Here is a 12,971-nt window from a genome sequence, read left to right as displayed (position 1 = left end):
TGGCTGTCAGGCGGGCACGGCGGTCACCACGATGTTGTCGCGGTAGTGCCGGGTCTTCGAATCGAACGGACCACCACAGGTGATCAAGGTCAGCCGCGGCGAACCGTCCCGCGCGAAGTAGCGGTCCAGCGGGATCTTCGTCTTGGCGTACTCCTCCCGGGCAACCACCTGGTAGGCACGCTCCCTGCCGTCCGCCCCGGTGACCGTCATGCGATCGCCCCGATCGAGTTCGCGCAGCCGGAAGAACGCGCCCTTGCCCTGCTCGGCGCTGTCCACATGACCGGCGACGACCACGGAGCCAGCGGTCGTTTCCAGGCCCGGCCCGTACCGGTACCAGCCGATCTGGTCCACGCTGGGCGGCACCGCGAAGTCACCGCTCCGCTCGTCGATGCCGACCGGGTTGACGGTTGCGGTGACCCCGATTCTCGGGATCACCAGGCGGGTCGGCGGAACGCGCGAATCGGTCGGCAGGTCACCGGACGCCACCGGGATCGTCGGTTCGGTCCCGGCAGATGACGCGGACGCCGACCCGCTCGGCGTGGCGAGCCGGCGGGCCTCGTCACCACCGACGTCCGGCGCCGGTCGGGAGGCGCAGGCGACCAGGCCGGCCAGGGTGAGCGCGGCGACGCCGGCGGCAACCGCCGCCAGCGCGCCACGATCGCGTACGGTCATCGGCGAACCGGAGCCGGCCGGCCGGCGACCAGCCGGGCACCGCCACCGACCAGCAGCAGGACGCCGGCCGCGGCCAGCGCGTACCACCAGGTGGTGAGGCCGGTGCCAGCCTGGCCACCGGTGCCGCTCGGCACCCCGCCCGGCGCCGAGTGCAGACCCTCGATGGTCTGCGCCACCAAGGTCAGCGACTGGGCCTCGGCCGAGCCGATCGCGTACACGATCGTCGCCGTGCCCTCGGCGAGGGTGAGGCTCTCGGGGCCGATCGCGACCGTGTCGGTGCCGGCGAGCACCACGTCCGCCTCGACGTTGCCGGCCTTGATGTCGGCCTTGGCCTCGTTCGGGTTGGTCAGGTCCTCGAATACCGGTTCGCCGCCGGCGCGCACGTCCACCGCCGGTGCGGCCGCGGTGTGCCGGACGATGAGCCGGGCCTCACCGGCACCGAGCCGGCTCACGTCGTTGGCGAACGGCGTGATCTTGGGCTGGCCGCTGGCGTCGAGGTGGGCGGCGATGCTGATGTTGGCGCCGCCGGGCACCTGGGCGTCGTCCGCCTTGAGGATCGCCTGGGCGATCGGCTCACCCGGCTTGGTCAGCGCGATGTCGTAGCTGCCCTCTTCGAGATCCAGCGGTCCGGCCACCGCACCCGGCTTGAAGTCGCTTATCGTCTTCTCCCCGTTGACGTACACGTCGACCGGCTGGTCGGGGATCCCGTGCACGACGGAGACCTTCGACGACGCCGCGTACGCGGGGGTGGCGGTGAAGGCGCCGACGCCCGCGAAGGCGACCGCGGCCGCCGCGCCGCCCACGGCGACCCGGCGCAGGTACGAAACTGCCATCTCATCCTCCTGGTGATCCGCTGATCTCGGTGATCGGCTTGTCGGGAGTTACGCCATCGGCCGGACGGCTGGATGCAACGGTGAAATTGCTCTCCGGCCGCATCCGGGGGGCGGTTCCAGGTCGAAGGGGTGGTCAGCAGCAGGCCCGCCGGAGCTGACCGGGGAATGTGGGTGATGAGGGTGGCGGCTACAGTCGGGCATGCACCACGAAAGGTGGCCCGCCTGGTGACCAAGGCCGATCCGCATGACACCGTGTCGCCCGACGACCTGCCGAAACGGTTCGTCGACGGCGACGAGACGGCGCTGCGCGAGGTCTACGACCGGTATGCGCGGGCGGTGTTCCACCTCGCCACCAGCACGCTCGCCAATCGGGCCGACGCCGAGGACGTCACCCAGGCCACCTTCGTCGCCGCCTGGCTCGGCCGGGAGGGCTTCGACCCGGCGCGCGGGACGTTGCTCGGTTGGTTGCTCGGCATCGGCCGGCGGAAGGTGATCGACCGCCTGCGGGCGACGTCCCGGGAGGACCGGGTCGTCGCGGCGGTCAGGCAACGTCCCGACCCCGGCGCGACCCCCGCCGACCCGGACCGGGTGGTCGACCGGCTGGTGATCGCGGACGAGCTGGCGACGCTCCCGGACGATCAGCGGCGCATGCTGGAGCTGGCGTTCTACGACGACCTGACGCACCAGCAGATCGCGACAATGACGGGTGTACCGCTGGGGACCGTGAAGAGCCACATCCGACGAGGCATGGCAAGTCTGCGACGACGTTGGGAGGTGGACGGTGCGGCACCTGGATCACGATCGGCTGGTCTTTCTGGCGCTCGGTGAGCCGACGGCCGAGGCCACGGACGCCGACCACGTCGCCGCCTGCGCCGAGTGCCGGTCGGAGATCGACAGCCTGCGGCACGTGGCCGGGCTGGGCGCGCAGACGCGGGAGCTGCGTGACCTTCCGGCGCCGCCGGTCCACCTCTGGGACGGCGTCCTCGCCGGCATCGCCGCCGAGGACGGGCGATCAACCGCCGACCGGGTGTCCGGGCCAACCGACGGCCGGGTGTCAACCGCCGACCGGGTGTCCGGGCCAACCGCCGACGCGGCGCCCGGACCCGCGACCGACCTGCGGCCCGGGGACGCCATGGACGGGCTTGCCGGGTCCGCGCCGTCGTCGCGGCCGGTATCGGGCCGTGCCGCCCGACCGGCCCCCGCCTCCCGCCCCACCGGCGGATCGGGCGGCACCACCAGACCCGCCGGCACCTCCCGGCCGCCGACCCGGCGCCGGCGCTGGCCGACCTGGGCGACCACCGCGCTGACGGCCGTCGCCGCGCTCGCCGTCGGGGTAGCCGGCACCCTGATCGCGGTACGCGGAGCGGACCTGCCCGAGCAACCGGCGCCGACCGTGGTGGCGAGCGCGCCGCTGGCCGCGTACGGGCAGACGCCCCCGGAGGCGACCGGCGATGCCCGGGTGTTCGAGGACGGCAGACTGCACCTGCACGTGGCGAACCTTCCCGCGGTTCCCGGCTACTACGAGGTGTGGCTGATCGACCCGGATACTATGAACATGTTCTCGGTGGGGACGATCCGGGACGTCGACGCCCTGTTGCCCCTACCATCCAATGTGGACCTGTCTACCTACCGGTTGGTCGACGTTTCCGCCGAGTCGTACGACAACAAGCCCGCGCACTCCGGTGACAGCCTGCTGCGCGGCACCCTGTCGAGCTGACCGACGGGCCGGCTTCAGCTCCCCGGCCCGTCGGTCAGCTCCTGTCTGTGGTCAACTCCTGCCGCCACGGATGGTCCGGGAGCGTGCGGGCCAGCGCGGCATCCAGCCAGCGGCGGCTCTGCCCGGACAGCGCCGGCAGGGCGCGATCGAAGTCGTCCCGGTCCTTGTCTCGCAGCAGCCGGGCCTTGTGCAGCAGGACAACCTCCGGCCGCAGGTACGGGATCCCGTCGTCGGTGCGACCGTGCAGGTCGACTCGGCGCCCGCGGATCTCCGGATCCCTGCGGAACGCCCAGGTGTCGGCGTCACCCGCGTCGAGGAACACGTCCATCCGCCAGGCCGGCACGGTGGGGTCGCAGACCCAGACCTGGTGCCGGTCCAGCGGCGGCTGGTCGGCTGGGCCGACGGGGCGTACCTGGCCATTGCCGGCCGTGTAGAGCCGGTAGCCGTCCAGCGCGGCGCGGACGAGGTCGAACCGTTCCCGCGGTACGGCGATCTCCAGGTCCTCGTGCGGGCGGGTCTGCTCGCCGTGCCAGAGGTCGAGCGCCCAACCGCCGGCCACCCACCACGTCGCGTCAACGCCGGCCAGCAGCCCGGCAACGTTCCGTGGATCCCAGGCGTCCCAGCGGTCGAAGCCGGGCAACTCCGGGTCGATGATCTTTACAAGCAGGCGGTACGGCGTGCCGGCCCGCTCCCGGATGCCGTTCCCCCAGTCCTCGTAACCGAGCCGGTCGGCCAGCCCGGTGACGGCCTCGTCCGTCGAGACGGGGGCAAGCACCCAGAGCATCTGTCCGTTCCAGGAACGGGCCAGTTCCTCGGCGGCGCGGACCAGCGCCGCGCCGATGCCCAGTCGGCGGTACGCGGGTGCGACGGCCAGCGCCTGTATCGCCGGTGAGTGGGGCAGGTCGGGATCGGCGGGCTCGATCCGGGACAGGTCAGGGTGTACGAGGACAGCGCCGGACACCTCGCCGTCGGTGTACGCGACCAGCAGAGTGCTGGCGTCGGCCTTGCGCCATGGTGTTTCTGGCCCGCCGAACGCGGCGTCGACCGCCGCCAGGTCGTCGGGATTCGCTGGCCTGATAGTCGTTTCCGCCGCCACGTCCGGCGACCCTAGCGACCACCCGCCCGAGGCGCGACTTGTTAATCCGCCGTTCCGGCGCTCGCCCAGTTTCCTCCGACCCCGACTCGGCGGCTGGCACGAGGTTCGGGAAAGGTGTCTTCTCCTTCAAGGGCTCACGCGGTAGGTCAACTAGCCAGTCACGGCTAGCCACGTCGCCGTCACGATCCTAAGGTCCTCGAACTGGACATACACCCGCCCCGATGCTCGCGTGGGCGACCAGGGACGCGACCACCTCGTCGGCACGGTCAAAGTGCCAGCAACCTTCCACACCCCGTACGCGGGCGAACCCCTCCAACGGGTCTTCATACGAGTCGAGCACGAGCACCTGGGCGAGCCCGACCTCGGCGGGATTCATGTTGGCCAACTGTCCGAGCGGTTCCAGGTCCACCTCGTCACGCTACGCCCGGTGCGTGCCACCGTGGCCTACCGCGCGTTGACGTAGGCAACGGTGCCGGGGTACGAGCCGTGGAACGTCCGCCCGAGGTTCGCCGCCCGTCTGATTATCCGCCAGCGCTCGTCGTCCTCGGCGAAACGCGAGCCCAGCGACGGGACGGAAGCCATCAGGTTTTGTCTGCCTTGTGCGCTTGCTCATGGAACGCCCTAATCGTTCCGCACAACCACGTCCCGTGACTTAGCACGTGCGCGTCAACCGCTTCTGGGCGAGTCCTTGGAAGCGGCCATCACTCTGAGCGCCCTGTGACGAATTTTTTGCGGCAGATCGGTTGCTTGTTTGATTTGCGAAAGCAAACTTCTCGCAGAGCGGACGTCGTAGTCGGGGGATACAGCCATTAGTTCCAACCAATCGATTGCGCGGTCTACCCAATAAGGTCGGCTTTGCCGAACTGCAGACTCGACGATCGACTCCAAGAGCTTCTCCGGCGAGGATGTTTCCCCTAGTGAAAGCGCCTCCCAACTCCGACGGAGATCATTCCGAATCTGATTGATCGGCCTTTCAAGGAAAGGCCACAGGAAGATCGGGTCTTCGAGACTCACCAGCGCTTGAGGAGTGTCCTGGCTGCCGACCCATAGTCCGGGTTCGTCAGTGACTCCGATCCAGGTCCCATCTCCCCGATCGACTATGGGATGCCACACGGCCCTATCTCCACTCATCATGGGTCGAGCTTATGCCAAATCTATTGAGGAACTCCGCAAATTGTTGACGGGTTTTAGCCGTCCAGCGCTCACCGTAGTGACCACTGTGTTCGTTGAAGGTCGCTCGCCCTGCCTCGTCACGACTGAAAATTCCACCCAAAACCGACTGCGCATCCAGCCCACCGGCGTGAACTAGCTGCTGGTGAGGACTCCCCCAAATGTTGAGATAATCCTTCGGAGCTCCCACCAGCATCCGATTACTGCTCGGATCAAAAACGTATTCGATACCGCCGCGACCACTCGGCGAATAGTTCTCGAAGGCTTTGGTCGATTTCGCTCTCTCGCTCACCTCCAGCACCCCCGGCGCAGGCCCGCTGCCGTGCATGAGCGGACGATACGGAGTGAGGCCGAGAGGGTCGATTTGGCGGGTGGGGTTGGGGACGTAGGTGTGTGGGTTGGGGCCGGCGGCCAGTCCCAGCGGATCCGTCGAGGAGTACCGGCCGGTGTCCGGGTCGTAGTAGCGGAAGTAGTTGTACGACGCGCCTGTCTCGGGATCGTATATCTGTCCGGGGAAGCGCAACGGACAGTCCACGCCGGTGCCGCTGACGTGGGTTGGCGTCCCCCAGGTCGTGGTGCGGCGTTGCCAGGCGAGGTCGCCGTCCGGGGTGACCAGTTCGGTCGGGGTGCCGGTGAGGTCGGCGACGATGGCGTGGAAACGCCTGTCGATGTCGGGTTGGCTGTCCACCTGGGCGATCGGGGTGAACGTGCCGGGGGTGTGTTCCCAGGTGGTGGTGTGCTCACCGGCTGGTCCGCGTCGGGTCCGCTCGACGATCGTCGGCCCGTCCCAGGCATGGTCGACCTGCTCCGCGACCACGCCGCCGGCGTCGAGTCGCTGCTTGCTGATCCGGCGGCCGAGGCCGTCGTAGGTGTAGCGCCAGCGACTGCCGTCCGGAGTGACGACGCCGGCGAGCCGGTCGTCGCTGTTCCAGTAGTAGCGCCAGGTCAGCGGCTTGGAAGACCGTTGTTTTCGCTGGCGCAGGGTCATCCGGCCGGCGGGGTCGTATTCGTAGCGGGTGTCGCCGGCACGGCGGACGAGGGTGCCGGCGTACTCACGCTCGCCGGTGACCGCCGACGTTTCGCCCGCGTCGGGCAGGTCGGCGGTGGTGAGGTTGCCGGCGCTGTCGTACGCGTAGCGTTCGGTCCAGCCGGCGGCCTGCACGGCCGTGATCCGGCCGGCGCGGTCGAGGTCGATGCGCCGGGTGCCGGTGGCGCTGTCGGTGGCCGCCACGAGGTATCCGTCGGACCGGTAGGTGTAGCCACGGGCGGTCAGCACGCCAGGGCCGGCGCCAGTGAGGGTTTGGCTGAGCAGCCGGTGCCCGGGGTCGAACGTTTGGGCCAGGACGACAGAGCCGACCGTGCGGCCGGTCTCCCGGCCCGCCGGGTCGTGGGTGAAGGCGACGGTGTGCCCGGCGACGCTCAACGAGGTCGGCCGGTGCGCCGGGTCGTACTCCCATCGGCTTTCCACCCCGCTCGGGGTACGACGCCGCACGCGCCGACCGGCGGCGTCGTAGGCCGACGTGACGGCGCGGCCGTTGTGGGTTTCGCCAGTGGTCCGGCCGAGCGGGTCGCGGTCGATGCGCAGGTCGACGTCGGGTCCGGTGGCCCGGATCAGCCGTCCGGTCGGGTCGTAGCCGAAGGTGGTGACGCCCTCCGCGCTGCGCGTCTCAACCACATTGCCGAGCGGGTCGCGGTGCAGTTCGACGGTCTGGCCGGCGCCGTTGGTCCGGGCGACAGGTTGGCCGGCGGCGTCATGGACATAGGTCTGGGCGCTGCCGTTGAAGTCGGTCTCGGCGACCAGCCGTCCGGCGTCGTCGTGGGTGTAGGTCCAGACGAGGCCCTGCGGATTGGTGACGTCGGTCAGCCGTAGCTCGGTGTCGTAGCCGAAGGTGAACCGGGCGCCGTCCGGGCCGGTCCGCGAAACAGGCAGGTCGAACGGTCCGTACGCGAACTCGGTGCTCGCGCCGCCCGGGCCGACATGCGTAAGCAGATTACCTTCGGCGTCGTAGGTCCATTCCTCGTTCGCGCCGTCAGGGGTGCGGCGCCAGGCGAGGCGGCCCTCCGGGGTCCAACCCAGGTGGGTGGTGCCACCCACCGGGTCCGTCATCTCCACCACCCGACCTGCCGGATCGCGGGCATACCGCGTCACCGCCCCGGTCGGGTCAGTGATCTCCCGCACCAGGCCCGCGGCATCCATGGCGACCCGGGTTACGCCGCCGAGCGGGTCGGTCACCTCGGCCAGGTGGCCGGCGTCGTCGTAGTCGAACGTGGTGGTGGCGCCGGTCGGGTCGACCACCGACCGCAGGTTCCCGCGATCGTCGTAGGCCCGATGCCAGGTCGCGCCGTCGGCGTCGACGATGACGGTCGGCAGATGCTGGTCGTCGTAGGTCGCCGTGATCCGGCTGCCGCCCGGACGGACGACCGACACCAGGTCACCGGCCTCGTCGTACCCGAAGGTCGTGGTCCGCCCCAGCGGGTCGGTCTCGGACAACTTCCGGTCATACCGATCCCACGTGTACGCCGTAACCCCGCCCAACGGGTCGATCACCCGTTGCACCTGACGCCGCTCGTTGATCCCGTACCGCGTCACGTTGCCCAACGAATCAGCGACCGTCGTGACCCGCGACACCGGGTCGAACTGCAACCGGGCGTCCAAACACCCATCGGTCCCCCGGCCACGGATACACCGGCCCTGACCGTCATAGCTATAGGCGTACTCGCAGCCGTTACGGTCGACCCACCGCTCGATCCGCCCGTCCGCGTCATAGTCGAACCGCAACGGCAAACCCGACGAGTTCACCACCTCGTTCAGGTCACCGGCCTCGTCGTAGCCGAACCGGACCAAATCCCCCACACCGTCCACGGCGAAGCCCATGATGCGGTCGCCCTCGGTGGAAACCAGCACCCGGTAACCCCCCGAGTGGACCAGCTCCGTCGGGCAACCGGAGTCGTCGTACCGCACCTCGATCCAGTGCCCGCTGCGGTCACTCATCGCCACCAACGGCACCTGCGTCCCCGGCCGGTAACCGGGGACCGGCGCGAACCGCCACACCCGCCCGCGCCACGGATCCGTCACCGTCCACGACCCGTCCGGCTGCGCGGCCAGCGGCCACCGCGGACCCTCCACCGGCAGCCGCGCCGGCCCATCTCCGTCATCCGGATAGACCAGGGTCAGACCGTCGTCGGTGGTGACGAACACGCCGTCCGTGGTCGGCTCCAGCCGCTGGTCCAGCGTCGAGGCCCAGGACCGGCCAAACCACGACCCCATCCGGTACGACGACAGGTGCGTCCGGGACAACACCAGCGGCAACGCGCCCGGCAGCTCCACATCGGTCTGGGTCAACACCATGTCGCCGAAGACGACGTCGATGGGATCACCACACTGCGGGCGGCTGGCCGGTGGAACGGCGTTCGCCCGCGGATCCGCAAACGCGCGTGGAGCCGTCGACTCCGTGTTACGGCCCCGACCCCCCGTCGGCACCACCCCCGGCGCCCCCTGCCCACCCCGCGTCAAGCCGAACGTGCCGGCGTCACCCATCCGACCGCCGTCCAGCGCCGATCGAACCGCCGCCTCCCCACCGCTCACCGTCGACGGATGCCCACCGGGAACCCGCCGACCCGGCGCCCCGCTGCCCCCGCCACCATCGGTACGGGTGCCCGACGGTGCACCACCACCGCGGGAACCCCCACTACGCCGAGCCATCGGCACCATCCGCATCACTCATGGTCAGTCGCCCATCAGCGTCTTCAGGTTGGTGAGGCTGGTGATCAGCGCCATGGTGTAGCCGAAGATCCGGCCGGACCATTTCAGCACCGCCGACGCGATCTGCGCCGCGACCAAGGGGATCGTGACGACAAGCAACGCTTCCGCCGCCCAGACGATCACCCGGGCCACCAGGTCGGCGATCAGGTCTCGCACGATGTCCCGGGTGAACTGCACCAGGTTGCCCGCCGCCTCGGTGGCCGAGGCCATGGTCGCCGCCAGCACCGACAGGCCACCGATCCCGTCGACGTTGTTCGCCATCGTGTACTGGTACGCGTCGGCCGCGCCGCCCACCCAGTCGGGCAGGTCCGAGGCGAGGCTCGCGGCCAGGTCCTCGGCCATGGTCTGCAGCGCACCAGCCATGTTCCGCCACGTCTCGGCGTGTGCGGTGACCATGTCGGGGATGCCCGCCAGCTTGTCGAGCACCTCACGCAGCGGTTCGAAGTGCTCCATCGCCCAGCCGAGCCCGTTGGCCAGCAGCGCACTGAACGGATCGATCACCGTGGCCGCGGCTTCCAACGCGAATGACCCGCCGGCCAGCATTCCGTCGACCCAGGAGCCGCCGCTCACCGACTGATGGAGACCTTGGAACCCCTCGGCCAGCGATGACCCGCGCCACGCCGGATCCGTCGACGTCGTCGTGGCGATCAGCGTGTTGGGGGAAACCATGGCGGTGCCTCACCGCACCCGGCCGGCCTGGCGAATGTCGACCGAGGACGAGTCGTCGGTCGACTCGAACTGCTGGGCAGCGGCCTTCAACGCCTCCGCCGCCCGGGACAGGTTCTCCTCCACCTGCGCGTACAGGGCGTCCTGGCGTTGGTGTCGGGCCTCCAGAATCCCGGCGATCCACCCGCACAGCAGCCCGTAGGCCGCGTCGTTCTGCGCGATCGCGCGGCTGGCGACCTTGACCGCCTCGATCTGATCCCGCACGGCCAGCACCTTCGCCGCATGCCGGTGCACCTGGGCAACGTCGACGTTGAACGCCTCGGCCACGGCTACCGCCTCGACCGACGGGGTGCGGGCGCCGGAGGACCGTCGGTGGAATCCTGCTGATCGAGCATCCGCCGCATCCGGTCACCCACCTCGCGCGCCGTCGTCGAGTCGGGCCCCATGGTCTCGACCGCGATCTCCCGCGACCGGGCAACCGCCGCGAGCTGTGCCGCACGCAGGGTGGACATCACGGTCCGCGCGACCACAGCGGGATCGAACCGCTGGATTCGCTGGGTGAGTTTCAGGTCGACAAGCACGCCCGTGGCGTCGACGGTCACCTCGACCAGCCCGTTGTCGTCCTGCACGGTGATCCGTAGCTGCGCGAGCTGATCGCTCATGGCCTGCGTCTTCGCCGCCATCGCGTCGACGCGCTGCTGCCAGGACCGCAGATAGTCACGCGCACTGTCCGGATCCAGGAAGGCAGCACCGTCCGGAAACCCCGTCATCGTCGCCATCCCCCCGCTCCCGCCAAGCCGACGATCGACAGGAGTCTAACAACGCCGTGACGGTTCGGATGACCGCGGCGACGGTGGGTAGCCGGGCCGGCCGGGAACTCACCGGCGTACCGGCGCCCGGATGTCAAGAAGGGCCCCTTCCTATGCGAAAAGCGATAAGAAGGGGCCCGTCCTTAACCAGCTACTTGCGCTTGCGGATCTCCTCGGCGGCCTGCGGCACGACCTTGAACAGATCACCGACCACGCCGAAGTCGGCCAGCTCGAAGATCGGGGACTCGCCGTCCTTGTTGACGGCGACGATCGTCTTGGAGGTCTGCATGCCGGCCCGGTGCTGGATCGCCCCGGAGATGCCCAGCGCCACGTAGAGCTGCGGGGACACGGTCTTTCCGGTCTGACCGACCTGGAACTGGTGCGGGTAGAAGCCGGAGTCGACAGCGGCCCGGGACGCGCCGACCGCGCCGCCGAGCAGGTCGGCCAGCTCCTCGACAAGCTTGAAGTTGTCCGCGTTGCCGACGCCCCGGCCACCGGAGACGACCACCGAAGCCTCGGTCAGCTCCGGCCGGGAGCCCTTCTGCTCGGCCACCCGCTCGGCCACCCGGGTCAGCTTGTCCACGTCCGTGACCTGCACGCTGATCTGCTCGACCTCGGGCGTGGCGGCCGCCGGGGTCGGGGTCAGCGAGTTGGGCCGCACGGTCACCAGCGGCACGCCCCGGGTCACCCGCGACTTGACGATTGTGGAACCCGCGAACGCGACCTGGGTGGCGACTCCCTCGGCGGTCAGCCCGACCACGTCGGTGAGGATGCCGTTGTCCAGCTTCACCGCCAGCCGGGCGGCGATCTCCTTGCCCTCCTGGCTGGAGGCCAGCAGCACGGCGGCCGGCTGCACCCGGGTGACGAGTTCGGCGAGCACGGTCGCCTTGGGCGCCACCAGGTAGCCGTCGATTTCGTCGCTCTCCGCGGCGTAGATCTTCTGCGCGCCGTACTCACCCAGCTTGTCGGCGAGCGACGCGGCGGCCCCCGGTCCGCCCAGCACCACGGCGGACGGGGTGCCCAGCTCCCGGGCCAGCGTGAGCTGCTCGAGCGTGACCTTCTTGACGCCGAATTCCTTGGTCGCCTCGACGACGACGAGAACCTCAGACATGTTTCCGCCCTCTCAGACGAACTTCTCGGCGGCGAGGAACTCGACAAGCGCGACACCGCCGGAGCCCTCGTCGGTCACCTTCTGACCGCCGGAACGCGGCGGGCGCTTGCTGTGCTCGACCACCTCGCTGGTGGCCCCGGCCAGCCCGACCTCGGTGGCCGGGATATCCAACTCGGCCAGGGACAGGGTGTCCACCGGCTTCTTCTTGGCGGCCATGATCCCCTTGAACGAGGGGTAGCGCGGCTCGTTGATCGTGTCCCAGACCGAGACGATCGCCGGGGTGCTGGCCGAGAGGATCTCGTAGCCCTCCTCGGTCTGCCGCTCGGCGGTAAGCGTGCCGCCCTCGACGGTGAGCTTTCGCGCCCCGGTCAACGCCGCGATGCCCAGCCGCTCGGCGAGCATGTGTGGCAGGACCTGCACCCGTCCGTCGGTGGATTCGGCGCCGCAGAGGACCAGGTCCGCGTTCAACCGGCCGAGCGCCGCCGCGAGCACCTTCGAGGTGGCCACGGCGCAGGAACCGCGCAGTGCGTCGTCGACGACGTGGACGGCCTTGTCGGGCCCCATGGACAGCGCCTTGCGGATGGACTCGGTGGCCCGGTCCGGGCCCATGGTGAGGATGGTGACCTCGCCGCCGTGGGCCTCCTTGACGCGCAGGGCCTCTTCGATGGCGTACTCGTCCATCTCGTTGATGACGTTGTTTGCCGATCCGCGGTCGACGGTGTTGTCGTCACTTCGCAGGTTGCGGTCCGCGCCCGAGTCGGGCACCTGCTTGACGAGTACGACGATGTTCATCGCGCTTCGACGACCCTCCTGTCGGTGTTGCCCGCCGCGCCGACGGGCGCCGGGCGTCGTCCCAGTGTGCGGCGCTGCCGCACAGTTGCTCCGTGCGACGCTGCCGCGGGTTGCCCCGGGCGGCTGGCGGGCGGCCCGGTCCTGGGCCGCAGCCTCTCCCGTCCGGGAACGCCGGTCAACCGCAGGCTGCTGTGCAGTTGACCACCAGCCATGTTACCCGCTAGTAGCCTGCGGCGTCGGCACGCCCCCTCCTCTCGCCGCGATCTTGCGATTTCGGCTGCGACATAAGCGGTCAAGCCGACCATAACCACAACCCGAACTCCAAGATCACGGGAACGAGGG

At 69.7% G+C, this 12,971-nt stretch carries 12 protein-coding genes; 3 read left to right on the top strand and 9 right to left on the bottom strand.

The window, feature by feature from the left end; all coding sequences use genetic code 11:
* Positions 1-6 precede the first annotated feature (6 nt).
* Both ACFQUZ_RS14275 and ACFQUZ_RS14270 read right to left on the bottom strand, forming a co-directional pair.
* Positions 7-672, bottom strand: coding sequence for a class F sortase (locus ACFQUZ_RS14275; RefSeq protein WP_377442124.1), 666 nt, complete (start codon positions 670-672; stop codon positions 7-9).
* Complete coding sequence (locus ACFQUZ_RS14270) at positions 669-1,505, bottom strand: DUF4397 domain-containing protein (protein ID WP_377442121.1); 837 nt, start codon at positions 1,503-1,505, stop codon at positions 669-671. Before ACFQUZ_RS14270 ends, ACFQUZ_RS14275 begins: the two co-directional genes overlap by 4 nt.
* A 225-nt stretch (positions 1,506-1,730) precedes the next feature.
* Between ACFQUZ_RS14270 and ACFQUZ_RS14265 the strand changes: the two genes are divergently transcribed.
* Together ACFQUZ_RS14265 and ACFQUZ_RS14260 are read left to right on the top strand one after the other, a co-directional pair.
* Complete coding sequence (locus tag ACFQUZ_RS14265; RefSeq protein ID WP_377442119.1) at positions 1,731-2,333, top strand: RNA polymerase sigma factor; 603 nt, start codon at positions 1,731-1,733, stop codon at positions 2,331-2,333.
* Positions 2,287-3,222: an anti-sigma factor gene (locus tag ACFQUZ_RS14260; RefSeq protein WP_377442116.1), complete on the top strand. Its 936-nt coding sequence runs from the start codon at positions 2,287-2,289 to the stop codon at positions 3,220-3,222. The genes ACFQUZ_RS14265 and ACFQUZ_RS14260 overlap by 47 nt, the downstream gene beginning before the upstream one ends.
* A gap of 34 nt (positions 3,223-3,256) precedes the next feature.
* Here the strand turns inward: ACFQUZ_RS14260 and ACFQUZ_RS14255 are convergent, their stop codons facing one another.
* Positions 3,257-4,318, bottom strand: a complete 1,062-nt coding sequence (locus tag ACFQUZ_RS14255; protein ID WP_377442114.1) for a GNAT family N-acetyltransferase — start codon at positions 4,316-4,318, stop codon at positions 3,257-3,259.
* 229 nt (positions 4,319-4,547) lie between these two features.
* Here ACFQUZ_RS14255 and ACFQUZ_RS14250 point away from each other — a divergent pair, with 229 nt between their 5' ends.
* Positions 4,548-4,781 carry a hypothetical protein gene (locus ACFQUZ_RS14250; RefSeq protein ID WP_377442112.1) on the top strand — a complete coding sequence of 78 codons (234 nt, stop codon included), beginning with the start codon at positions 4,548-4,550 and terminating at the stop codon, positions 4,779-4,781.
* A 654-nt stretch (positions 4,782-5,435) separates the two neighbouring features.
* Here ACFQUZ_RS14250 and ACFQUZ_RS14245 read toward each other — a convergent pair.
* From ACFQUZ_RS14245 to ACFQUZ_RS14220, 6 genes are all read right to left on the bottom strand, one after another.
* Positions 5,436-9,026 carry a DUF6531 domain-containing protein gene (locus ACFQUZ_RS14245; protein ID WP_377442418.1) on the bottom strand — a complete coding sequence of 1,197 codons (3,591 nt, stop codon included), beginning with the start codon at positions 9,024-9,026 and terminating at the stop codon, positions 5,436-5,438.
* 189 nt (positions 9,027-9,215) lie between these two features.
* Positions 9,216-9,920: a WXG100 family type VII secretion target gene (locus ACFQUZ_RS14240; RefSeq protein ID WP_377442109.1), complete on the bottom strand. Its 705-nt coding sequence runs from the start codon at positions 9,918-9,920 to the stop codon at positions 9,216-9,218.
* 9 nt (positions 9,921-9,929) lie between these two features.
* Complete coding sequence (locus ACFQUZ_RS14235; RefSeq protein ID WP_377442106.1) at positions 9,930-10,244, bottom strand: type VII secretion target; 315 nt, start codon at positions 10,242-10,244, stop codon at positions 9,930-9,932.
* A 2-nt stretch (positions 10,245-10,246) separates the two neighbouring features.
* On the bottom strand, positions 10,247-10,687 hold the full coding sequence (locus ACFQUZ_RS14230) for a YbaB/EbfC family nucleoid-associated protein (protein WP_377442104.1): 441 nt from the start codon (positions 10,685-10,687) through the stop codon (positions 10,247-10,249).
* A 190-nt stretch (positions 10,688-10,877) separates the two neighbouring features.
* The gene (locus ACFQUZ_RS14225) at positions 10,878-11,837 is read right to left on the bottom strand and encodes an electron transfer flavoprotein subunit alpha/FixB family protein (protein ID WP_377442102.1); all 960 of its coding nucleotides are present in this window, start codon (positions 11,835-11,837) and stop codon (positions 10,878-10,880) included.
* A 12-nt stretch (positions 11,838-11,849) separates the two neighbouring features.
* The gene (locus ACFQUZ_RS14220) at positions 11,850-12,629 is read right to left on the bottom strand and encodes an electron transfer flavoprotein subunit beta/FixA family protein (RefSeq protein ID WP_377442099.1); all 780 of its coding nucleotides are present in this window, start codon (positions 12,627-12,629) and stop codon (positions 11,850-11,852) included.
* Between the last annotated feature and the right edge of the window lie 342 nt (positions 12,630-12,971).

This window comes from Plantactinospora sp. GCM10030261, assembly GCF_042666615.1.
In the GTDB taxonomy this organism is placed as follows: Bacteria; Actinomycetota; Actinomycetes; order Mycobacteriales; family Micromonosporaceae; genus KBS50.
The sequence above is the reverse complement of the archived record's forward strand: the minus strand, read 5'-3'. Positions and strand labels throughout refer to the sequence as shown.

Bases quoted from the DNA above. Each gene is read 5' to 3' on its own strand.
- ACFQUZ_RS14275 (WP_377442124.1), bottom strand. From the start codon at position 672: ATGACCGTACGCGATCGTGGCGCGCTGGCGGCGGTTGCCGCCGGCGTC.
- ACFQUZ_RS14270 (WP_377442121.1), bottom strand. From the start codon at position 1,505: ATGGCAGTTTCGTACCTGCGCCGGGTCGCCGTGGGCGGCGCGGCGGCC.
- ACFQUZ_RS14245 (WP_377442418.1), bottom strand. From the start codon at position 9,026: ATGGGTGACGCCGGCACGTTCGGCTTGACGCGGGGTGGGCAGGGGGCG.
- ACFQUZ_RS14240 (WP_377442109.1), bottom strand. From the start codon at position 9,920: ATGGTTTCCCCCAACACGCTGATCGCCACGACGACGTCGACGGATCCG.
- ACFQUZ_RS14230 (WP_377442104.1), bottom strand. From the start codon at position 10,687: ATGACGGGGTTTCCGGACGGTGCTGCCTTCCTGGATCCGGACAGTGCG.
- ACFQUZ_RS14225 (WP_377442102.1), bottom strand. From the start codon at position 11,837: ATGTCTGAGGTTCTCGTCGTCGTCGAGGCGACCAAGGAATTCGGCGTC.
- ACFQUZ_RS14220 (WP_377442099.1), bottom strand. From the start codon at position 12,629: ATGAACATCGTCGTACTCGTCAAGCAGGTGCCCGACTCGGGCGCGGAC.